General features: G+C 72.7%; 17 protein-coding genes. 7 read left to right on the forward strand and 10 right to left on the reverse strand.

Translation table 11 applies throughout. From position 1 onward, the window contains the following. Positions 1–25 precede the first annotated feature (25 nt). The 3 genes from IF23_RS0122705 to IF23_RS0122715 all read left to right on the forward strand — a co-directional run bounded on the left by IF23_RS0122705 (position 26) and on the right by IF23_RS0122715 (position 3,038). Positions 26–865 carry a GNAT family N-acetyltransferase gene (locus IF23_RS0122705; RefSeq protein ID WP_030286542.1) on the forward strand — a complete coding sequence of 280 codons (840 nt, stop codon included), beginning with the start codon at positions 26–28 and terminating at the stop codon, positions 863–865. Between the two features lie 158 nt (positions 866–1,023). Then, positions 1,024–1,719 carry a GntR family transcriptional regulator gene (locus IF23_RS0122710; protein WP_030286544.1) on the forward strand — a complete coding sequence of 232 codons (696 nt, stop codon included), beginning with the start codon at positions 1,024–1,026 and terminating at the stop codon, positions 1,717–1,719. After that, complete coding sequence (locus IF23_RS0122715) at positions 1,716–3,038, forward strand: MFS transporter (RefSeq protein ID WP_030286546.1); 1,323 nt, start codon at positions 1,716–1,718, stop codon at positions 3,036–3,038. The genes IF23_RS0122710 and IF23_RS0122715 overlap by 4 nt, the downstream gene beginning before the upstream one ends. Before the next feature lie 144 nt (positions 3,039–3,182). Here the strand turns inward: IF23_RS0122715 and IF23_RS0122720 are convergent, their stop codons facing one another. Then, positions 3,183–4,007 carry a maleylpyruvate isomerase family mycothiol-dependent enzyme gene (locus tag IF23_RS0122720; RefSeq protein WP_030286548.1) on the reverse strand — a complete coding sequence of 275 codons (825 nt, stop codon included), beginning with the start codon at positions 4,005–4,007 and terminating at the stop codon, positions 3,183–3,185. Between the two features lie 182 nt (positions 4,008–4,189). After that, on the reverse strand, positions 4,190–4,720 hold the full coding sequence (locus tag IF23_RS0122725; protein WP_051739824.1) for an LURP-one-related/scramblase family protein: 531 nt from the start codon (positions 4,718–4,720) through the stop codon (positions 4,190–4,192). A gap of 64 nt (positions 4,721–4,784) precedes the next feature. Between IF23_RS0122725 and IF23_RS0122730 the strand changes: the two genes are divergently transcribed. After that, on the forward strand, positions 4,785–6,593 hold the full coding sequence (locus tag IF23_RS0122730; RefSeq protein WP_030286552.1) for an NHL domain-containing thioredoxin family protein: 1,809 nt from the start codon (positions 4,785–4,787) through the stop codon (positions 6,591–6,593). Positions 6,594–6,643: 50 nt separating this feature from the next. On the opposite strand, the gene IF23_RS0122735 is transcribed toward IF23_RS0122730, so the two are convergent. The 7 genes from IF23_RS0122735 to IF23_RS0122765 form a co-directional block, all read right to left on the reverse strand. Continuing rightward, positions 6,644–7,318, reverse strand: coding sequence for a hypothetical protein (locus IF23_RS0122735; RefSeq protein WP_051739825.1), 675 nt, complete (start codon positions 7,316–7,318; stop codon positions 6,644–6,646). Between the two features lie 107 nt (positions 7,319–7,425). Then, positions 7,426–8,469, reverse strand: a complete 1,044-nt coding sequence (locus IF23_RS0122740; protein WP_030286556.1) for a helix-turn-helix domain-containing protein — start codon at positions 8,467–8,469, stop codon at positions 7,426–7,428. 141 nt (positions 8,470–8,610) lie between these two features. Next, complete coding sequence (locus tag IF23_RS0122745; protein ID WP_030286558.1) at positions 8,611–9,570, reverse strand: NlpC/P60 family protein; 960 nt, start codon at positions 9,568–9,570, stop codon at positions 8,611–8,613. A gap of 343 nt (positions 9,571–9,913) precedes the next feature. Next, positions 9,914–10,684: a DUF4232 domain-containing protein gene (locus IF23_RS0122750; RefSeq protein ID WP_030286560.1), complete on the reverse strand. Its 771-nt coding sequence runs from the start codon at positions 10,682–10,684 to the stop codon at positions 9,914–9,916. A 297-nt stretch (positions 10,685–10,981) separates the two neighbouring features. After that, positions 10,982–12,874 carry an AfsR/SARP family transcriptional regulator gene (locus tag IF23_RS0122755; RefSeq protein WP_030286561.1) on the reverse strand — a complete coding sequence of 631 codons (1,893 nt, stop codon included), beginning with the start codon at positions 12,872–12,874 and terminating at the stop codon, positions 10,982–10,984. 1 nt (position 12,875) lies between these two features. Beyond that, positions 12,876–14,168: a M18 family aminopeptidase gene (locus IF23_RS0122760; RefSeq protein ID WP_030286563.1), complete on the reverse strand. Its 1,293-nt coding sequence runs from the start codon at positions 14,166–14,168 to the stop codon at positions 12,876–12,878. Positions 14,169–14,385: 217 nt separating this feature from the next. Then, entirely contained in the window at positions 14,386–16,212 is a 1,827-nt protein-coding gene (locus IF23_RS0122765) for an acyl-CoA dehydrogenase (protein ID WP_030286564.1), read from the reverse strand. A 192-nt stretch (positions 16,213–16,404) separates the two neighbouring features. Between IF23_RS0122765 and IF23_RS0122770 the strand changes: the two genes are divergently transcribed. From IF23_RS0122770 to IF23_RS0122780, 3 genes are all read left to right on the forward strand, one after another. Beyond that, the gene (locus IF23_RS0122770; protein WP_030286565.1) at positions 16,405–16,875 is read left to right on the forward strand and encodes an SseB family protein; all 471 of its coding nucleotides are present in this window, start codon (positions 16,405–16,407) and stop codon (positions 16,873–16,875) included. 181 nt (positions 16,876–17,056) lie between these two features. Further along, complete coding sequence (locus IF23_RS0122775) at positions 17,057–18,010, forward strand: pirin family protein (RefSeq protein WP_030286566.1); 954 nt, start codon at positions 17,057–17,059, stop codon at positions 18,008–18,010. Positions 18,011–18,129: 119 nt separating this feature from the next. After that, positions 18,130–19,272 (forward strand): AI-2E family transporter, encoded by a 1,143-nt coding sequence (locus IF23_RS0122780; protein WP_051739826.1) that lies wholly within the window; start codon positions 18,130–18,132, stop codon positions 19,270–19,272. Here IF23_RS0122780 and IF23_RS0122785 read toward each other — a convergent pair. Beyond that, complete coding sequence (locus IF23_RS0122785) at positions 19,185–21,359, reverse strand: ATP-binding SpoIIE family protein phosphatase (RefSeq protein ID WP_030286568.1); 2,175 nt, start codon at positions 21,357–21,359, stop codon at positions 19,185–19,187. The two genes, IF23_RS0122780 and IF23_RS0122785, sit on opposite strands and share 88 nt — an antisense overlap. Positions 21,360–21,495 lie beyond the last annotated feature (136 nt).

Here is a 21,495-nt window from a genome sequence, read left to right on the forward strand (position 1 = left end):
CAGGGCGGTGTTTAGCTTCGGTGCCATGAGCAGCAGCGACTTGATCATCCGGCGCTACCGGCAGGACGACGAGAGCGTCGTCGTCGACCTGTGGTCCCGTTCCGTCCGCCAGGCCCACCCCTTCATCCCCGGTGAGGGCGGTGGTGAGCGGGCCCGCATGCTGCGGGAGGTGTATCTCGTCCAGGCGGACAACTGGGTCGCCGAGCGGGACGGCGCCGTCGTCGGGCTGCTGGGGCTGATGGGCGCGGAGATCGGCGGGCTCTTCGTCGACCCCGCGGCGCAGGGACACGGCGCCGGACGGGCGCTGGTGGAGCACGCCGCGGCGCTGCACGGCGGGCTGACCCTGGAGGTCTACGAGCGCAACGACCGCGCCTGCCGCTTCTACGACCACCTCGGCTTCACCGAGAGCTCCCGCCGCTACGAGGAGGAGACGGGCGAGACCGTGCTCACCCTGGACCGCGTCGCGCCGCTGCGGTCGGTGTCCTGGCTGCATGTGCGCGAGGGGCGGCTGCTCAGCGTGCGGACGCGCGGCAACGACACGTTCTACCTGCCCGGCGGCAAGTACGAGGACGGCGAGACCGCACCGGAGGCGCTGTCGCGGGAGCTGGCGGAGGAGCTGGGCCTGACGGTTCCGGCGGCGGAGCTGACCGAGGCGTTCGTCATCCATGACGTGGCCCACGGGAAGGGCGGCCGTCGGCTGCACATGACCTGTTTCACCGGTGGCCCGCAGGACATCGTCCCGCGCCCCGGTCGGGAGATCGCCGAGTACGCCTGGTTCGACCGCGCGGAGGCGCGGGAGCGCTGTGCCCCGGCCCACGGTCAGGTCGTCGACCGGCTGGTCGCCCAGGGGCTGATGGCGGGCTGACCGGGCGGGCCCGGCCCTGGTCCCGGCTCCGCCGACGGCCCGGGGCCGGGCCCGGAACAGCCTCTGACCAGCGCCTTCGGTATCGCGCCCAGGGCCGCCCCCTGTCCGCATTCTGGATGCCCCGACGCACGCATACCTGTTGTATCTATCCTGTGTGCATGCCATCTGCCTCCGCACCCGCCGCTCCCGGCCGGCAGTCAGCCGGGACCCCGCACGCCAAACAGCCACCCGCCGCCGAGCGCGTCTACACGCATGTGAAGGACGCCGTGCTCCAGCGCCGCTACGAGGGCGGCATGCTGCTCACCGAGGGCGAGCTGGCCGAGGCGGTCGGGGTGTCGCGGACGCCGGTGCGCGAGGCGCTGCTCCGGCTGGAGGTCGAGGGGCTGCTCAAGCTCTACCCGAAGAAGGGCGCGATGGTGCTGCCGGTCTCCGCACAGGAGATCGCCGATGTCGTCGAGACCCGGCTGCTGGTGGAGCAGTACGCCGCGGGCCGAGCCGTTCCGGCGTCCGAGGCGCTCCTCGACGAGCTGGCCGAGCATCTGCGGACCATGCGGGAGCGGTCCGCGGCGGGCGATCTGGCGGCGGTCTCCGTCGCCGACCGCTGCTTCCACGCCGCCCTGGTGCGCAACACCGGCAACCAGATCCTCAACCGCCTCTACGAGCAGCTGCGCGACCGTCAGCTGCGGATGGGCGTCGCGGTGATGCACGCCCATCCGGACCGCATCGCCAAGAATGTCGCCGAGCACGCCGAGATCCTGGAGGCGCTGCGCACCGGTGACTCCGAGGCGGCCACCGCCGCCGTGCACCGCCACGTCAGCTGGGTCCGCAACCTCGCGCAGGGAGACGTCCGATGAGCGGCGATTCCGGCACCACCACGGCACGGTCCCTGCCCGGCGACCCACCCGGCGGCGTCCGTGCCGTGGCCGTCTGGGGCATCGGCGTCGCCGTCTACTTCGTCGCCGTCACCTACCGCACCAGCCTGGGCGTCGCCGGTCTGGACGCCGCCGACCGCTTCCACATCAACGCCTCGGCGCTCTCCACCTTCTCGATCCTCCAGCTGCTGGTCTACGCGGGCATGCAGATACCCGTCGGCCTGCTCGTGGACCGGCTCGGCACCAAGAAGGTGCTGGCCATGGGCGTCGTCCTCTACACCGTCGGCCAGTTCGGCTTCGCGTTCTCCGACTCGTACGCCATGGCGCTCGGCTCGCGGGCGCTGCTCGGCTGCGGTGACGCGATGACCTTCATCAGCGTGCTGCGGCTGGGGTCCCGCTGGTTCCCCGCCCGCCGCGGGCCGCTGGTCGCGCAGATCGCCGCGCTCGTCGGCATGGCGGGCAACCTCATCTCCACGCTGCTCCTCGCCCGGCTGCTGCACTCCGCGGGCTGGACGGTGACCTTCGCCGGGAGCGCGGCGGGCGGTGTGGTCGTCCTCGTCCTGCTGCTGCTCTTCCTCAAGGACCACCCCGAGGGCTTCGCCCCGGCGCCCGCGCCCGCCACCCACACCGGCGCCGCCTTCGTCCGTCGGCAGATCGCGGACGCCTGGCGCGAGCCCGGTACCCGTCTGGGCATGTGGATCCACTTCACCACGCAGTTCCCCGCGATGTTCTTCCTGCTGCTGTGGGGGCTGCCGTTCCTCGTCGAGGCGCAGGGTCTGTCCCGGGCCACCGCGGGCGCCCTGCTGACCCTGATCGTCCTCTCCAACATGGTGGTCGGCCTGGTCTACGGCCAGATCATCGCCCGCCACCACGCGGCCCGGCTGCCGCTGGCACTGGGCACCGTCGGCGTCACCGCCGCACTGTGGGCCACCACCCTCTTCTGGCCCGCCACACATGCGCCGATGGCGCTGCTGATCGTGCTCTGTGTGGTGCTCGGCGCCTGCGGTCCCGCCTCGATGATCGGCTTCGACTTCGCCCGTCCGGCCAACCCGCCGGAGCGCCAGGGCACCGCCTCCGGCATCGTCAACATGGGCGGCTTCATGGCCTCGATGTCGACGCTGCTCGCCGTCGGCATCCTGCTGGACGCGACCAACGACGACTACAGCACCGCGTTCTCGTCGGTCTTCGTGCTGGAGGCGCTCGGCGTCTCGCAGATCCTGCGGCTGCGCCGCCGTGCGGTGCTCCGGGAGCGGGAGCGGCAGGCCGTCAGCCGCGTCGAGGCGGTCCACGTCCCCGCCTGATCCCGGTACGCCACCGGTCCGAGGCCCGGTCCGTCAACGCCCCTGCGGGGAGGGCCGGTTGAGTGCCCTCGGTGTTTCACGTGAAACGCACGCCGCGTTTCACGTGAAACACCGCGGCGGCGGTCCTGGCGACCGGCCGCCGGACTACGGCGTGACGGCGAACCGATCGAGGATCGTCGCGGCCAGCTCGGCGTCACCGTCGATCTTGACCTGGTCCGCCACCGCCTGCCGACGGCTCCGGCCGCAGGCCAGCCGGGCGAAGACGTCCCAGTCCAGCGCGAAGGTCACGGTCGGCCCGAGCGACACACTGCCGTCGACGGTGCCGCGGCCCTCGGCGTCCACCCGGACCGTCCGCATGAACTCCAGCGGACCGGTGACATCGAAGACCACCGCGGAACCCGCGGGCGCCTGCGCCCTCTTGGCGACGACGATCGGCAGCGTCTTCACCAGGATGTCCCGGGCCACCTGCGCGCCGGGGGAGTCGAGATTGCCCGGCTTCCCGAGCGCCCGCCGCAGGTCCTGCTCGTGCACCCAGACGTCGAACGCCCGCAGCTGGAGTACGAACTCCAGCGTGCGGTCCTCGTCGAACGGGCTGCGCACCAGCGCGTCCGGCTGCCGGGTCTCGTTACGCAGCTGCCGCGCCCGCCGGATGACGGTGTACTCCAGTTCGGAGACCATCTCCAGGGCGGTGTGGTGACGGCGGACGTCGACCTGCACCTCCATACGCCGGGCCGACTCGCTCTGCACGTGGTAGAGATCGCGCGGCAGCGAGTGGATCGGCCGCGGGTCGCCGAGCATCTCGCACTCCAGGCCGATGATGTGCGAGACCACATCGCGGACCGACCATCCCGGCAGGTCCGTCGCCCTGCTCCACTCACCCTCGGCGAGCGGTGTCACCAGCTCGGTTATCGCTTCTATGGAGTGGGTCCAGGCATCGATGGAGGATTGAAGGCTGGGATGGACGGTCACGTGACCCCTCGGACGATTCGTACGCGGGCTGCTGTCTGGCAGTTAAGTTACGCTGCGCACGGGCACCCCGGCAGTGCTTTCGGGTGACCATCGTAGGCACTTTTCCGGCGGCAGCCAGGTCTTCCGGCAGCCGCGGTGGTACTGTGCCCCGCCCTTGCCACCGCCCGTGTCACGGCGGGCCGTCAGTCGTCCTCCCGCTCCCGCTCCGCCATCCTGATCACGCAGACCGCGACCCCGATCAGCAGCGTCGGGTCGGCGTCCTCGCGGACGACTTTGAGGCCGTAGGTGTCGCGCAGCGTCAGCCAGCGCCGGGAGATCTCGGCGAGCAGCTCCCCCTCGTACTCGACGGCGAACTCGCGGTCCAGGATCTTGCCGCTCACATCGAGTTCGGTGCCGTCGACCAGCTCCACGCGGTAGTGGTTGCGCAGCAGCGACAGCCGCTTGCGGCGGATGGTGGCGAGCGGCTGGTCGTCCCGCTCGATGGTCATCGCATCGCGCAGGCTCAGCATCTTCTTGCGCAGGGTGATCAGCACCCGGCCGTCGGTGTCCTTCAGCTCGAAGGTCTCCCGCAGCCGCAGCGCCTTGCCGTCGACGAGGAAGGCGTGGTGACCGTGTTCGTCGTCGATCCAGTAGTCGTCGCCGATCCCGAAGATCCGGTCGCGGACGAGGTAGGTGCGGGAGGACGGGGCGTGGCCCCCGGAGAAAGGATGCATTGCTGACGTGTTCCCCGCCGACCCGCCGGAATGCGTGGTCAGGTGGGTGACGTTGAATGGAGTCATGGCTTCACGTGCACGCGTCAGGGCCCCCGAGCTGATCGGCAAGGGCGGCTGGCTGAACACTGGCGACAAGGATCTGACCCTCGCCGATCTGCGGGGACGCATCGTCGTCCTCGACTTCTGGACCTTCTGCTGTGTGAACTGTCTGCATGTGCTCGACGAGCTGCGGGAGCTGGAGGAACGCCACCGCGACACCGTCGTGATCATCGGCGTGCACTCCCCCAAGTTCGTGCACGAGGCCGATCACCAGGCGGTCGTCGACGCGGTCGAGCGGTACGGCGTCGAGCACCCGGTCCTGGACGACCCGGAGCTGGCCACCTGGAAGCAGTACGCGGTCCGCGCCTGGCCCACCCTCGTCGTCATCGACCCCGAGGGGTACGTCGTCGCCCAGCACGCCGGTGAGGGCCATGCCCACGCCCTCGCGACGCTGGTCGAGAAGTTGATCGGCGAACACGCCGCCAAGGGCACGCTGCGCCGCGGCGACGGCCCGTACGTCCCGCCGGAGCCCGTCGCCACCGATCTGCGCTTCCCCGGCAAGGCGGTGGCGCTGCCGTCCGGGAACCTCCTCGTCTCGGACACCACCCGCCACCAGCTCGTGGAGCTGGCGCCCGACGGTGAGCGGGTGGTCCGCCGGATCGGCAGCGGCGAGCGGGGCTTCGGTCCCGACGCCTTCAACGAACCGCAGGGGCTGGCGCTGCTGCCGGACGGCACGGTCGCCGTCGCCGACACCGTCAACCACGCCCTGCGCGTCTTCGACCCGGAGACCGGCACCGTCGAGACCGTCGCCGGTACCGGCCACCAGTGGTGGCAGGGCTCGCCGGTCTCCGGCCCGGCGCGCGAGGTCGATCTCTCCTCGCCGTGGGACCTCGCCTGGTGGGGGGAGCGCCTCTGGATCGCGATGGCCGGTGTCCACCAGCTGTGGACGTACGACCCGGCCACCGGCACCGTCGAGGCGGTCGCGGGCACCACCAACGAGGGGCTGGTCGACGGGCCCGCCGCCGAGGCGTGGTTCGCGCAGCCGTCCGGGCTCGCGGACGGCGGCGACCGGCTGTGGATCGCCGACTCGGAGACCAGCGCGGTCCGCTGGGTGGAGCGCACGGACGACGGCGGCCACGCGGTGCGGACGGCCGTCGGCACCGGGCTCTTCGACTTCGGCCACCGCGACGGTGCGGCGGAGCAGGCGCTGCTCCAGCATCCGCTGGGCGTCACCGCGCTGCCCGACGGCTCGGTCGCCGTCTGTGACACGTACAACCACGCGCTGCGCCGCTTCGACCCGGAGAGCGGTGAGGTGACGACGCTCGCGACGGATCTGCGCGAGCCGTCCGGTGCGGTGCTCGTCGGCGACGACATCGTGGTGGTGGAGTCGGCGCGGCACCGGCTGACCCGGCTGCGGCTGCCCGAGGAGGCGGTCCGGGTCGCGGCGGTCGCGCACCGCACCCAGCGCACGGCGACGGAGGTGGCGCCCGGTGCGCTCCGCCTCGACATCGTCTTCCAGGCGCCGGACGGGCAGAAGCTGGACACCCGCTACGGACCGTCGACCCGGCTCCTGGTCAGCGCCACCCCGCCGGAACTCCTGGCCGACGGCGCGGGCGCGGGCACCGATCTGACCCGGGAGCTGACGCTCGCGGACGGCGTCACCGAGGGCGTGCTGCATGTCTCGGCGATGGCCGCGTCCTGCGACGACGACCCGGCGATCGAGTACCCGGCCTGCCATGTGCACCAGCAGGACTGGGGCGTTCCGGTGCAGGTCACCGAGGGTGGCCGGGCCCGTCTCGGGCTGGTGCTCGCGGGGCACGACGCGGAGGGCTGACGGCGGGCCGGTGACCGGCGGCGCGGAGCCGTCCGGTCACCGGCCGCGGCTCACCGGGAGACGCCCGCCTTGATCCGGGCCTCGGGAAGGCTGGAGTACCAGTGGCCGACCTTCGCCTGCTGGGTGGCGTACCGCGGCTGGTACTGCGAGAAGGAGAGGTACGCCCCGCCGCCCCGCTTCACCCCGCGGCTGTCCGTGAGGCTGACCGTCAGCTTGCCGAGCGGCCTGGTGCCCTTCGTCGCCGGGGTGGTGGTGGGGATCAGCGCGTATGCGTCGGAGCGCGGCCGGACGGTGACCTGACGGCCGATGAAGTCGTCCTTGGGGTCGCCCTCCAGGAAGCCCAGCGGCGTCGTGGAGTCGTTGACGAAGATCTGCGGGGCGCCGTGCAGGATGCAGGGGCGGCCGAGCGGGTTGTGGTACGTGAGCACCAGCACGGACGGATCGGTCTCGGACGTCGCCTTGATCTTGGTGGGTCCCGCCACGCACTGGGTGGGCCGGGCCCGGTGGGCCGCCGCGCCCGCACCGACGCCCGCCGCCCCCGCGCCGATGAAGCGGTGCTTCTTCTTGTTCTTCTTCCTGTCCTTGGAGACCGAGGAGTACGAGGAGGACGAGGAGTGCCTCCGGGACTTCGAGGACGTGGAGTGGGTGCAGCCCGTCAGCGCGAGCGTGCCGCAGAGCGCTGTGGCCAGCGTCGCGGCGGCGACGGAACGGCGGCGTGCGGTCATGAGTGGTTCCCCCAGTGGTTCGCTGCGCACAGCGAGCTGTCTGTCATGGCACCGCCACGATATCGATTCGCGTCCACCACGCCAGGGCCTTCGGGAACCGGCCCGGATCAGTGGTGGCACACCGGCAGATCGATGTTCTGGAGCTGTTCCGGCCGGATGCGGATGCCCGGCATCCACGCCTGACCACCGGCGTGGTCGACGCGGAGCCAGATGCTGCTGTGCCCGCCCGCCTCGTCCGTGACGGAGACCCCGTCGGCGATCCGGCAGCGGGCGTGCAGCGCGTCGTCGTGCCAGACATGACCGGCGACGTTGGGGCGGCGGTAGAACTCGTACGGGTCGCGGGCCAGCCCCAGCGCGCAGTTCGGGCCGCGGTCGGCGCGGCAGTCGCGTTCCACGTTGAACACGTTGACGGTGGCGCCCGGGCCGGACGGGGCCTGCGGCGGGGTGTTCCGCGCCGCGGTGCCGGTGGCGTCCGCCGTCCCGGCATCCGTACCGGAGTGCCGCCCGGTGCCGGTCAGCGCGAGGACGGTGAGCGTGGCGGCGACGGCGGCGCCGAGCCCGAGGAGCAGGGACCGGGGCCACCAGGTGCGGACGGCGGCGGGCCCGTCCGGTGCGGGCGCCGGGACCGGCGGGGCCGGTCGAGGTCCGGGGACGGCGACGGTCCCGGGCGGCTGCGGCGGGGCGACGGCGGGCACGTCCGCGACCGGCGCGGGCACGACGGCGGCCCCGGTCCCGGCGGCCCCGGTCCCGGCGGGCGCCGCGGGCTCCCCCGAGGTCACGGCGGCAGCGGCCCCCTCGGCCGCCCCGCCCTCCGCCACCGTCTCACCCGCCGACTCCTGGGCCGCGCACGCCGCATGGAGCAGGTCGACGAGGGCGGGCAGCCGGTCCTCGCCGGTGAAGGAGAGCTTGCACCACGCCACCAGCAGCCGTTCGTCCGGCAGGCTCTGGCCGCGTAGATACCGGGAGAGCGAGGAGCGGCTGGCGGGCAGCCGGGACTCCATCTCCTTGAGGCTGTAGCCCAGTTCGCCGTGCATCCGCCGGAGGGCCGTGACGAAGTCCCGTACGGGTCCGGTGAGTTCGGCGGGCAGCGGCGCGAGCGGTTTGCGGCGGACGTTCGCGCCGCGGTTCTGGTGGCCAGGCACGCTCTGCATTCCAGCACAGCGACCCCGGGCATGCGAGGGGCACTTCCGCTCCCCTGTGACGGAAGTGCCCCTCATGGCCCGGTTCGGGCCGGAACCTGACCCGGCCCGGGAACCGCCGCGCCGTCGCCCCGTACGGACGCGCCGCACCGATCAGTCGCCGAAGGCCACCGGGCGGTAGGGCTTGAACTCCTGGTCGCCACCGGGCAGCCCGTAGGTCAGGGTGCGGTGGTCGGTGCCGTGGCCGCCGCGCTGCTCGTACGCGGTGTACGAGCTGTGCGCGTCGTCGTTCCACTTCTCGAAGATCACGACATGGCGGTTGTTGTTGTCGCCGTCCGCGTCGATCAGCAGGTCACCGGGGGTCAGCTCACCGAGGGAGATCGGGCGGGTCAGCGAGCGGTCGTTCGCCAGCCCGACCGTGTTGGTGCCCGGCGTAGGCAGGCCGAGCGTCATCGACACATAGCCCGAGCAGTCCTGCCGGTAGCCGTCCTTCCAGTAGTCGGCCTGGCTGTACGGGACCTGCGCGCCGTCGTTCGCGGTCAGCCAGGTCGCCGCGCGCCGCAGCATCTCCGTGCGGGAGGCGCTCGGCTCCTGCGGCGCCGGGCCGTCCTTGACCGGCACGCCCGGCAGCCGGTCCTCGGGTATCGCCACCGCGACGACACTGAGGAAGCCCTCGACGGGGCCGGTCACATGCGCCATGTAGGTGGAGCAGGCGTCGCCCTCGCAGACCTTGCGACCGGTGTCGACCTGGTAGTCGGCGGTGATCCGGTCCTGCCCGGCGGCGGCTTCGTTGAGCATGCCGACGGCGGGGGAACCGGCGTCGGCGGAGGAGTGCACCACCCAGCGGGTGCCCCACGTCGGGAAGGAGGACGCCTCGGCCGCCTGCTGCGTCTGCGCGGCGGCGGGGCGGGCGGAGACGCTCTGGCCGTGGGCCACGCCCGCGAAGGCGGTGATGCCGAGACCGGCGGCGGCGAGCGCGGGCAGCACCCGCCGCAGCACCCGCCGTCCCGTACGCCGGGTGTCCGTCGCCGTGGAACCGTCCGCCGCCGGGCCCCCGCCGTCGCCCGCGAGGGTGGTGCCGTACGCCGTGTCCGTCGTGCTCTGGCCGCGCATCCGATGGTCCCCTTCTGTGCCGTACGTTCCGCGTGCAACGCCGTCGCGGGCGTCCGGCCCGTCGGGGCGCGGCGCCGGGAGTGCGGCGGCGGAGTCATCGTGGAACGCCCCGGCGGGCGGAACGGGCCGTGGCTGTCCCGTGGGACGTCCGGCCGCCGTTCCACCCGGACGACCTGCGGGAACGCGCGGCGCGGCAGGGGTGGAACGGGACGTGGGGCGCGGCGTCCGGGACATGACGGGACGGCGCCGCGCGCCGTCCGGCGCGGTTCCGGACAGCGGTCAGGGCGCCCGCTGGGGGATGCGGGCGCCCTGGTTCTCGGAGGGGCGGATGCCCCGGGGTGGCCTACCAGTTGGCGGCGGTGGCGGCGTCCGACTGCCAGTACGTGACCCACGCGCTGTCGTCGAGGTACGCGGAGCCGCCGGGCAGCGTGACCGGCACCTCGCCGCTGCCGCCCTGCCCGTCACGGTCGGCCAGGCTGACGCTCAGGGAGGTCCGCCGGTGGTTGTTGGTCCCGCTGCCGTCGGCGGACGCGGTCATGATGCTCGCGTAGCCGGACTCGCCGGGCGCGAGGGTGACCACTGCCTGCGGCTTGCTCTCCTCCAGCGGGGCGAGCGGGGACTGCGCCTCGTCGAACCGGAGGTACGGGTAGGCGTACAGGTTGCAGGAGGCGCCGGAGGTGTTCTTGACCCGCAGCAGAAGGTGGTTGACGGGCCGGGGCAGCTCGGTGGCGAGGATGTTCATGTGCATCGGGTCGCAGGCCCGGTCGCCGCTGTCCGCCGGGGGCTGCGCCGTGCCGCCCGTGCCGGAGCCGTTTCCGGTGTGGCCCGAGCCGCCGGTGCCGGACGCGGTGGACTTGTTCTCCTTGCCGGTGGCGGTGCCGTTCGCCTGGCCGCCGTCCGTGTGGACCCCGCCGCTCCTGCCGGGCGTGCCGGTGTCGAGGCTGTCCTGCGGCGCCGCGTCGAAGGGCCGCCCGTCGCTGGTCTTGAGCCGGTCCTCCGACTGGCCGCAGGCGGTGAGGGAGAGCCCGGCGACGGCGACGAGACCCGCCGCCGCGATGCGCATCCCGATCCGCCGGGTGCGCGGTGCCGACTTCGGCTGCGACGTACGTGTCATGGCGGTCTCCCCCGGTGGGCGGTGGCTGATGGTCTCTTGCGAGCTGTCCACCACCTTGCCGACCACCGCTGCCGCACCGCTAACGGACGCCTAACGCACCGGGCCGGTGCCCGGCAGCCTCCGCCGGAGCCGGTCCACCCGGCCGTTCCGGCGGGCCCGCGCCGCCGCCGTTCCGGGCCGGTACGCCGCGGAGGACGGTCACCGAGGGCGGGCCGGTGCGCCACGGGGAACGGCAACCGGCCCGGCGCGCCCCGCCAGGACCCGCCCGACCGGCCCCGGCCCGGGGCGCGGTGCGGCTCAGGCCCCCGGCCCGTCCCCCTCTCCCCGCTCGTCGCGGGCGAACAGCTGGGTGAGCGTGCTGATCGTGTAGACGTCGGTGGACTCCTCGTCCACCAGGTGCATCTCCGCGAGCCGGTCCAGCGCGTCCTGCGTGCGCTCCTGGTCGTACCCGGCGAGGGCGGCCGCCACCGACGAGTTCAGGTGCCCGTCGGCGCTGGTGGCCAGCGCGCTGAGCAGCCGGGCGTCGTCGGCCGACAGCCGGGCCACGGACATCCGCAGCGCGGCGGCGATGCCGGTGTCCTCGGCGGAGAGCAGCGCCAGCCGCCGCCGCTCGTCGCGCAGCGCCGCGGCCAGCCGGGCCAGCCGCCAGCGCGGCCGGGCCGTCAGCTGCGCGGCGGCGGCCCGCAGCGCCAGCGGCAGCCCGTCGCAGAGCGCGACCAGCTCCTGTGCCGCCGCCGGGTCCTCGGCCACCCGCTCGGCGCCGAGCATCGCGCCCAGCAGCGCCGCGCCCTCCTCGTGGCCCATCGCCTGGAGTCCGACGGGCCGGGCCCAGTCGGTGGCGACCAGCCCGTCGAGACGGCTGCGGCTGGTGACGACGGTGGCGCAGTGCGGGCCGCCGGGCAGCAACGGCCGCACCTGCGCCGAACCGCGCGCGTTGTCGAGGACGACCAGCAGCCGCCGCTCCGCCACCAGCGACCGGAACAGCGCGGACGCCGCCTCGGCGGAGGACGGCACCCGCTCCGGCGGAGTGCCCAGCGCCAGCAGGAAGTCGCGGAGGATCTCGGCGGGAGCCGCCTCGTCGCCCTCCCCGAAGCCCCGCAGATCGGCGAAGAGCTGACCGTCCGGGAACGCCCCGGCGTACTGGTGCGCCCACTGCACGACACACGCCGTCTTGCCGACCCCGGCCGGACCGGCGACCACGGCGAGCGGACTCTCCTGCGGCGTACGGGACGTCAGGATCGCGGTGAGCGCCGCGAGCTGGTGCTCCCGCCCCAGGAAGCGGGCCGGGGGCCGGGGCAGCAGCCGCGGCGCCGCGCCGCCCCGCCCGGAACCGCTCGCGCCGCCGGACGGCTGACCGCCCTGCGCGGGCACCCGGGCTTCGGCCGGAGCGGTGGAGGGACCCGCCGCTGTTTCACGTGAAACAGCGGACGGTTTCGCGGCCGGCCGGGCCTCCTCCGCCCGCAGGATCTCCTCGTACGCCCCGCGCAGCCGCTCGCCCGGGTCGACGCCCAGCTCCTCGTTGAGCAGCCGACGGGTGCGGTGGAACCACTCCAGCGCATCGGACTGACGGCCCGTACGGAACAGCGCCCGCATCAGACCGGCGATCAGGCCCTCGCGCAGCGGGTGGTTGACGGCGGCGTTGTAGAGCACCGCAGCGGCCTGCTCATGGGCGCCGAGCGCGCCGTGGGCACGGCCCAGCGCCTCGACGGCGGTCAGCCGCCGCTCCTCCAGCGCATGGGCGGCGGCGGCGAACGGCGGGCTGGTGACCGTGCCGGTCAGCGCCGGGCCACGCCAGAGCCCCAGCGCCTCCCGCAGCAGCGGCACCGCGTCGGCGGGCGCCTCCTCGGGACGGGCCAGCGCGACGAGTTCACCGAAGCGGTGGGCGTCGATCAGCTCCTCGGGCAGCCGCAGCAGATAGGCCGAGCCATGGGTGGTCAGCTCGATGCCGTACGCGTCGGCGCCGCCCTGGGCCAGCGTGGCGCGCAGCCGCGAGACATGGCCCTGGACGACCGTACGGGCGTGTTCGGGTGGCTCGTCCTCCCAGAGCGAGTCGATCAACTGCTCCAGGGGGACGGTGGTGTTGGGCTGGAGCAGCAGCAGCGCCAGCACACTGCGCCGTTTCGCCGGCCCGAGCGACAGCTCCCCGGAGCCGGTGGTGACGGCGATCGGGCCCAGCAGTGAGAAGTCCAACTCAGCCCTCCAGGAAGGCCGTCAGGGCGTTCGCGAGCAGGTACGGGTCCTCGGCGCCGCACAGCTCACGTGCCGAGTGCATGGAGAGGATGGCGACGCCGACATCGACGGTGGTGATGCCGTGCCGTGCGGCGGTGATCGGTCCGATCGTGGTGCCGCACGGCATCGCGTTGTTCGAGACGAACGACTGCCAGGGCACCCCGGCGCGCTCACAGGCGGCGGCGAAGATCGCCCGCCCGTCGCCGTCGGTGGCGTACCGCTGGTTGACGTTCACCTTCAGGATCGGGCCGCCGTTGGGCACCGGGTGGTGCCCCGGCTCGTGCCGCTCACCGTAGTTGGGGTGGACGGCGTGCCCGGTGTCGGAGGAGAGGCAGAGGGTCCCGGCGAAGGCGCGGGCCCGGTCCTCGTACGCACCGCCGCGGGCGAAGACCGAACGCTCCAGGACCGAGCCGAGCAGCGGGCCGTCGGCGCCGGTGTCGGACTGGCTGCCGTTCTCCTCGTGGTCGAAGGCGGCCAGCACCGGGATGGTGGTCAGCTCGCCGCTCCCGGCGGCGGCGATCAGCGCGGCGGTCCCCGCGTGCACGGACAGCAGGTTGTCCATCCGCGGCCCGGCGAGCAGTTCGCGGTCGCGGCCCAGGTAGGCGGGGGGCTCGATGCTGTGGACCATCAGGTCCCAGCCGCGGATCTCCCCGGCGGGCAGCTCCGCCTCCTGCTCGACGAAGGCGATCAGATCGCCCTCGGCGACCTCGCCCAGGCCCCAGATCGGCGTCATGTGGCGCTGCTTGTCGAGCTTGAGGCCGTCGGTGTTGACCGAGCGGTCCAGGTGGATGGCGAGTTGCGGCACCCGCAGCAGCGCGCGGTCGACGGTGACGAGGCGGTGGCTGCCGTCCCGCAGCGTGACCCGGCCGGAGAGGCCGAGGTCCCGGTCGAGCCAGGTGTTGAGCAGCGCGCCGCCGTAGACCTCCACGGCGACCTGCCGCCAGCCGTGCGCGCCGGTGTCCGGCAGCGGTTTGACCCGGAGGTTGGGGGAGTCGGTGTGTGCGCCCAGGATGCGGAACGGGGTGGCGGGCCCGGCGCCTTCGGGGACGTACCAGGCGATGAGCGCTCCGCCCCGCAGGACGTACCTGCCGCCGTGGCCGCCGTCCCAGGCGTCGGTCTCCGCGACCTGCCGGAACCCCGCCGCATCCAGCCGCGCCGCAGCGTTCGCCACCGCGTGGTACGGCGACGGGCTCGCGGCGAGGAAGGACATCAGGTCGTCGGTGTGGCCGCGGTCGAAGCGGGCGGAGTTGGTCATGGCTCCAGCATAAGGAGGAGGGCCCCCGGTGGCCCGCGCCGATGCGGGCGGACCGCGTTCCGCTCCGTCCTGTTCCGGCCAGGATGCGGGTGTTCGCCGGGGTTGCGCCGTGGGACGTGACGGCCCTGCGTACAGCGGTGCCCGCCGCCCCGGGGGATGGGGAGACGGGCACCGCCGGTGGGAGGCGGGTCCGGGTGCGGCCGGACCCGCGGAGGGGTCAGAACGCGGACTCGTCCAGCTCCATCAGGGACTGGTCGATGCCCTCGGCCAGCGAGCGCTGCACGGTGAGGACCGGCAGGACGTTGTGGGCGAAGAACTTCGCCGCGGCGATCTTGCCGGTGTAGAACGGCTTGTCCTTGGCGGAGGCGCCGTCCAGCTTCGCGGCGGCGACGGCCGCGCCCTTGAGGAGCAGGTAGCCGATGACGACGTCACCGGAGGCCAGCAGCAGGCGGGTGGTGTTGAGGCCGACCTTGTAGATGGACTTGACGTCCTTCTCGGTGGCGGCGAGGTCGGTCAGCATCGCGCCGACGATCGCCTCCAGGTCGGCGGCGGCCTTGGCCAGCTCGCCGCGGGCGGCGGCCAGCTCCTCGCCGCCGGTCTCCTGGCCCAGGAACTCCTTGATCTCGTTGGAGAGCACGGTCAGCGCCTGGCCCTGGTCGCGGACGATCTTCCGGAAGAAGAAGTCCTGGCCCTGGATGGCGGTGGTGCCCTCGTAGAGGGTGTCGATCTTGGAGTCCCGGATGTACTGCTCGATCGGGTACTCCTGGAGGTACCCGGAGCCGCCGAAGGTCTGCAGCGACTGCGCCAGCTGCTCGTAGGACTTCTCCGAGCCGTAGCCCTTGACGATCGGCAGCAGCAGGTCGTTGAGGCGGTTGGCGGCGCTCGCGTCCTCGCCCGCGGCCTCCTTGGCGATGATCTCGTCCTGGACGCTCGCGGTGTAGAGCACCAGGGCGCGCATGCCCTCGGCGTACGCCTTCTGCGTCATCAGGGAGCGGCGCACGTCGGGGTGGTGGGTGATGGTGACGCGCGGCGCGGTCTTGTCGGTGAAGGCGGCGAGGTCGGGGCCCTGCACGCGCTCCTTGGCGTACTCCAGCGCGTTGAGGTAGCCGGTGGAGAGGGTGGCGATGGCCTTCGTGCCGACCATCATCCGCGCGAACTCGATGATCTTGAACATCTGGCGGATGCCGTCGTGCTTCTCGCCGAGCAGCCAGCCCTTGGCGGGGTGGTTGGCGCCGAACGTCATCTCGCAGGTGTTGGACGCCTTGAGGCCCATCTTGTGCTCGACGTTGGTGGCGTAGGCGCCGTTGCGCTCGCCCAGCTCGCCGGTCTCCCAGTCGAAGTCGTACTTCGGCACGATGAAGAGCGACAGACCCTTGGTGCCCGGACCGGCACCCTCGGGGCGGGCGAGGACGAAGTGCACGATGTTCTCGGACATGTCGTGCTCACCGGAGGTGATGAAGCGCTTCACGCCCTCGATGTGCCAGCTGCCGTCCTCCTGCTGGACGGCCTTGGTGCGGCCGGCGCCGACATCCGAACCGGCGTCCGGCTCGGTCAGCACCATGGTGGAGCCCCACTGCTTGTCCACCATCAGCTGCGCGATGCGGTGCTGCTCCTCGGTGCCCTCGTCGTACAGGACGCCCGCGAAGGCGGGGCCGGAGGCGTACATCCAGATCGCCGGGTTGGCGCCGAGGATCGTCTCGGCGAAGGCCCAGAGGAGCGAGCGGGGCGCGGTGGTGCCGCCGATCTCCTCCGGGATGCCCAGCCGCCACCACTCGGCGTCCATGTACGCCTGGTAGCTCTTCTTGAAGGTGTCCGGGATCGGCGCGGTGTTGGTCTCCGGGTCGAAGACCGGCGGGTTGCGGTCGGCGTCGGTGAAGGAGTCGGCCAGCTCGTTCTCCGAGAGCCGGGCGATCTCCGACAGCACGCTCTTGGCGGTGTCGACATCCATCTCCGCGAACGGACCGGTGCCGTACACGCTGTCACGGCCGAGCACCTCGAAGAGGTTGAACTCGATGTCGCGGAGATTCGACTTGTAGTGCCCCATGGGTACGGCTCCGTATCAGTTCAGCAAGAGAGTGGCGCGTGGCGCCTCGTCGCGAGGTCCTGTGCGGTGGAGGGCCCCGTCACGCAATTACCAGCAGGTAGCTCCGATGATGCTACCCATCGGTAATAAGAAGCAACCCCTATCCGGCCATCTGTGACGAGCGTCCCCTCGCGACTCAGTACGCTGTGCCGCATGTACGGCTACGACCAGAGCGCGGGTGCAGGGCAGCAGTACGGTGCGCCGCCCCCGCCGCAGCAACCGCCCTCCGGGGGCTACGGCGAGCAGCCGCTGTATCCGGAGCCGTCCCCGCCCTCGCTCGCTGACGCGGTGCGGGCCTTCACGACGGGATCGATGTCCGCCGAGGATTTCCAGGGGATCTTCTCCACCTCGAAGATCTACTGCCCGCGCGGCGACAACCCCGGATTCCTGGCGCTGCACAACACCCAGCAGCCGGTGATCCCGATGTTCACCTCGCTCAAGGAGCTGCGGCGGTACGCGGGCAAGGAGTCCAAGTACTTCGTGATCACCGGCGCCGAGGTGCTCGACCTGCTGCCCACCGGCTACGGCTTCGTCCTCGACATGGAGGGCGACCACCGGATGGTCTTCGACGCGAAGGCCGTGGAGCAGATGGTCGACTTCGCGATGCGCCGGATGTACGGCTGAGTCGCCCCCTCCTCTGACCGGACCCGAAGGGCCGACCCGCATGGCGCGGGTCGGCCCTTCGGTGTGCCGTGGTGCCGAAAATCCCGCGCCGACCTGCGGTGACGCGGTCGGGAATGCAGGGCGTCTTGCAGGTTGTTCAGCATTCAACTAAGTTGAAACCCGAACGACCGAGGAGGCCGTCATGCCCGCAGTGACCGTTGAGAATCCGTTGACCCTGCCGCGAGTGGCGGCACCCGCCGAGGCACGCCCCCGTCCCGTGCTGGCCGTCGCGACCGCGCCGAGCGGTTTCGAGGGCGAGGGCTTCCCGGTGCGCCGTGCGTTCGCCGGCATCAACTACGAGCACCTCGACCCGTTCATCATGATGGATCAGATGGGTGAGGTGGAGTACGCGCCCGGAGAGCCCAAGGGCACGCCCTGGCACCCGCACCGCGGCTTCGAGACCGTCACGTACCTGATCGACGGGACCTTCGTGCACCGTGACTCGCACGGCGGTGGCGGGACCATCAACGGTGGCGACACCCAGTGGATGACCGCCGGGTCCGGGCTGCTGCACATCGAGGCGCCGCCGGAGTCGCTCGTCATGTCCGGCGGGCTCTTCCACGGCCTCCAGCTGTGGGTGAACCTCCCCAAGCGCGACAAGATGATGGCGCCGCGCTACCAGGACATCGGCGGCGGCCAGGTCAAGCTGCTCACCTCCGCCGACGGCGGTGCGCTGCTGCGGCTGATCGCCGGTGACCTCGACGGAAACAAGGGCCCCGGCATCACCCACACGCCGATCACCATGCTCCATGTCTCGGTCAACCCGGGCGCGGAGGTGACCCTGCCGTGGCGGGCCGACTTCAACGCCCTCGGGTACGCGCTGGCCGGGCGCGGCACGGCGGGTGCGGAAGGCCGTCCGTTCCGGACCGGGCAGGCGGTCGTCTTCGGCTCCGGCGACTCGCTCACCATCCGGGCGGACGAGAGCCAGGAGTCCCGCAGCCCGAACTTCGAGGTCGTGCTGCTGGGCGGCGAGCCGATCCGGGAGCCGATGCGGCACTACGGCCCGTTCGTCATGAACACCCACGCCGAACTGGCCCAGGCATTCGAGGACTTCCAGGCCGGGCGGCTCGGGACCGTACCCGCCGAGGAGAGCTGAGCGCAGCCCCCGAAAGGGCGGCGGCCGTCCGGCGTTTCACGTGAAACGCCGGACGGCCGTGCCACGTTTCACGTGAAACGTGGGCCGTGTCCGGCCGGTGCACATGATGGACTGTTCGGGTGCAAAACGACCTGAAACGAGACCGGCCCCGCGGCGAGGCGCCGCTGCTTCCGATCGCCGCCCGCCGGACCGCCGCCTGGTGTGCGGTGGCGCTGCTGGTGGCAGGCGTGATCGCGGTCGGCGTCTGGCTCAGCGTGGAGCTGAGCGCCGCCGTCACGCCCGTACTGCTGGCCCTGCTGGGCAGCGCGCTGCTCGGGCCGCTGTACCGGCGGATGGTGGCGATGAAGCTGAACCGTTCGCTGGCCGCCGGACTGACCTGTGCGGTGCTGGTGATCGTGGTCGGCGGCGCCGGATACATCGTGGTCAGCGCGCTGGTCGACACCGGTGACCAGATCATCGCCTCGCTCAAGGAGGCGGCCAAGCAGCTCTCCCGGCACTTCGGCACCGCCGGGACCTCCCTCGACGACCTCGCCACCAACGCCAAGACGTTCATCGGCAAGTTCGGCACCACCGCCGCCTCGGGGCTGCTGGCGGGCGTCAGCGTCGTCGGCCAGTTCATCGCGGCGGCGGTCCTCGCGCTGCTGCTGACCTTCTTCTTCCTCCGCGACTCGGACAAGGCGCTGAACGCGCTGCGCGACTGGGCGCCCGGCGACTCCGCGCCGCGGCTGGAGGGCATGGCCCGCCGTGGCTTCCAGGCGATCGAGGGCTTCATGCGCGGCACCACCCTCATCGCCCTGATCGACGCCACCTGCATCACCGTCGGACTGCTGATCCTGGGCGTCCCCAACGCCTTCGGGCTGGGCGCGCTGGTCTTCGTCGGCGCCTACATCCCCTACCTCGGTGCCTTCATCTCGGGCGCCGTCGCGGTCCTGGTGGCGCTCGCCGAGGGCGGTTACGTCAAGGCGCTGTGGGCGCTCGGCGTGGTCCTCGCGGTGCAGGTGCTGGAGGGCCATGTCCTCCAGCCGATGATCCAGAGCCGGACCGTCCAGATGCACCCGGCGATCGTCATGCTGGCCATCACCGCGGGCGCCGGGGTCGCGGGCATCCTCGGCATGCTGCTCGCCGTGCCGCTGACCGCCGCCGCCTTCGGCGCACTCCACGAACTGCGCCGCCACTACCTCAACTCGGCCACCGACTCACCGGACGCCACGGAACCGGAGGCGCCCGGCTCCGCCGGGGAGCCGTCGCCCGCGTCCTCGTAGATCTCGAACCAGGTCGACTTGCCGTCGCCGCGCGGCTCCACGCCCCACGCACCCGCCAGCAGCTCCATCAGCACCAGACCGCGGCCCGAGGAGGCCAGCTCGCCGGGGCTGCGGCGGTGCGGCAGCTCGTCGCTGGCGTCGGCCACATCGACCCGCATCCGGCGGTGCCCGGCCGGGCCCGACAACTCGACGACCAGCAGCGCGTCCCCGTCGGTGTGCATCAGCACATTGGTGACGACCTCGGAGACCAGCAGCACCGCGGCGTCCACCTGCTCCGGATCGGCCCAGTCGTGCAGGACGTCGCGGATCTGCGCCCGGGCCTCGGCGATCCGCTCCGGCTCGGCCTGGGCGACGGTCAGCACCGTGCGCCGCACCGGCCGCACCTCCTCCGGACCGCCCGCCCCCACCCGGCACGCGGCGGCGTCCCGGGAGAGCAGCAGCATCGCGATGTCGTCCTCCCGCCGGTCCACCAGCGGCCCGGTCATATGGTGCGAGGGCGGCCCGTGAACCGCCTGGACCAACGCGTCCGCCAGCCGTTCCAGACCCCCGTCGGCCACCCCGTCCGGATGGGACTCGACGACGCCGCGCAGCCGGGCCCAGCCGGTCTCCAGGTCGTGGCCGCCGGTCTCGATCAGCCCGTCCGTGCAGACCAGCATCGTCTCGCCGGGCTCCAGGACCAGCCGGGTGGTCGGGTAGTCGGTGTCCGGTGTGATGCCCAGCGGCAGCCCGCCCGCGGTGGCGCGGACCAGCATGGTGCCGTCGGCGGTGCGGATCGCCGGTTCCGGGTGCCCGGCCCGCGCGATGTCCAGCAGCCCGGTCGCCGGGTCGACCTCGATGTAGAGGCAGGTGGCGAAGCGCGGATCGGCACCCCCGGCGCCCTCGGTGTCGTTGATGCCGGAGAGGAACCGGGAGGCACGGGAGAGCACCGCGTCCGGGTGGTGGCCCTCCGCCGCGTAGGCGCGCAGCGCGATCCGCAGCTGTCCCATCAGCCCCGCGGCCCGTACGTCATGGCCCTGGACGTCGCCGATGACCAGCGCGGTCCGGCCGGACGGCAGCGGGATCATGTCGTACCAGTCGCCGCCGACCTCCAGCCCGCCACCGGTCGGCACGTACCGCGCGGCGACCGTCATCCCGGGGATGTCCGGCCGCACCGTCGGCATCATGGTGCGCTGGAGCCCGACGGAGAGTTCGTGCTGCGACTCCTGGGCACCGGCGCGGGCCAGCGCCTGGGCGAGCATCCGCGCGACGGTGGTGAGCACCGCCCGCTCGTCGGGGGTGAAGGTCACCGGATGGTTGAACCCGGCCATCCAGGCACCGATCGTGCGCCCCGCGTTGACCAGCGGCAGGAACGCCCACGAGGTGCGCGCGAAGCGGGCGGCGAGCGGCCAGGCGGTGGGGTAGCGCGCACGGTACGCCTCGGGCGTCGGCAGATAGATCGCCCGCCCGGTCCGCACGACCTCGGCCGCCGGGTAGTCGGTGTCCGTCGTCATGTCGGTGAACGGCCGCTCGTCCCCGCCCGGCTGGCCGTGGTGGCCGATGACGGTGAGGCGGCCCCCGACGACACCGAAGACCGCGAGGCCATCGGGTATGAACCCGGGCATCGACAGTCCGGCCGCCACCCGCAGCACCTCCGCGGTGGACCGCGCCTCCGCCAGCGCCCGCCCGGCGTCCAGCAGGAACGCCTCACGCGAGCGCCGCCAGTCGCCGGTGACCGGGGTGCGGGCCGTGGCCTCGGGCTGCGGGTCGGGCACCTCCTGGAGCGTGCCCAGCAGGGTGAAGGTGCCGTCGCGGCGCAGCGGGCAGAAGCGGGAGCGGACGGTGCGCAGCACCCGGCCGTCGGCGTCGACGACGCGGAGCCGGGACTCGGCGAGGCTCCGTTCGGCGACGGCGAGCTGCACCACGCCGTTGATCTCGGCGTAGTCGACCGGGTGGAAACGGGACCGCACGGCCGCCCGGGAGAGTTCCACGGCCCGCGCCGGGAGTCCGAGCAGCCGGGCGGCCTCGGCGTCGAGCCGGACCTTTCCCGAGGCGTCGTCCCAGCGCCACAGGCCGGTCGCGAGGGCGGCCAGGAGATCCTTCGTGCGCATTGCCTCACTTTAAGTTGATTCCTCCGACGGCCACCAACGCGGTGCCCCGCCACGGTGCGGCCCACCGGCCGCGGCGCCGCCCGGAAGCGCCCGGCCCGCGCCCGGCCCGGCCCCGTGCCGCCCGCCGCGCGTCCGG

Origin of the sequence: Streptomyces catenulae (assembly GCF_000718015.1) — a bacterium.
GTDB lineage: Bacteria > Actinomycetota > Actinomycetes > Streptomycetales > Streptomycetaceae > Streptomyces > Streptomyces catenulae.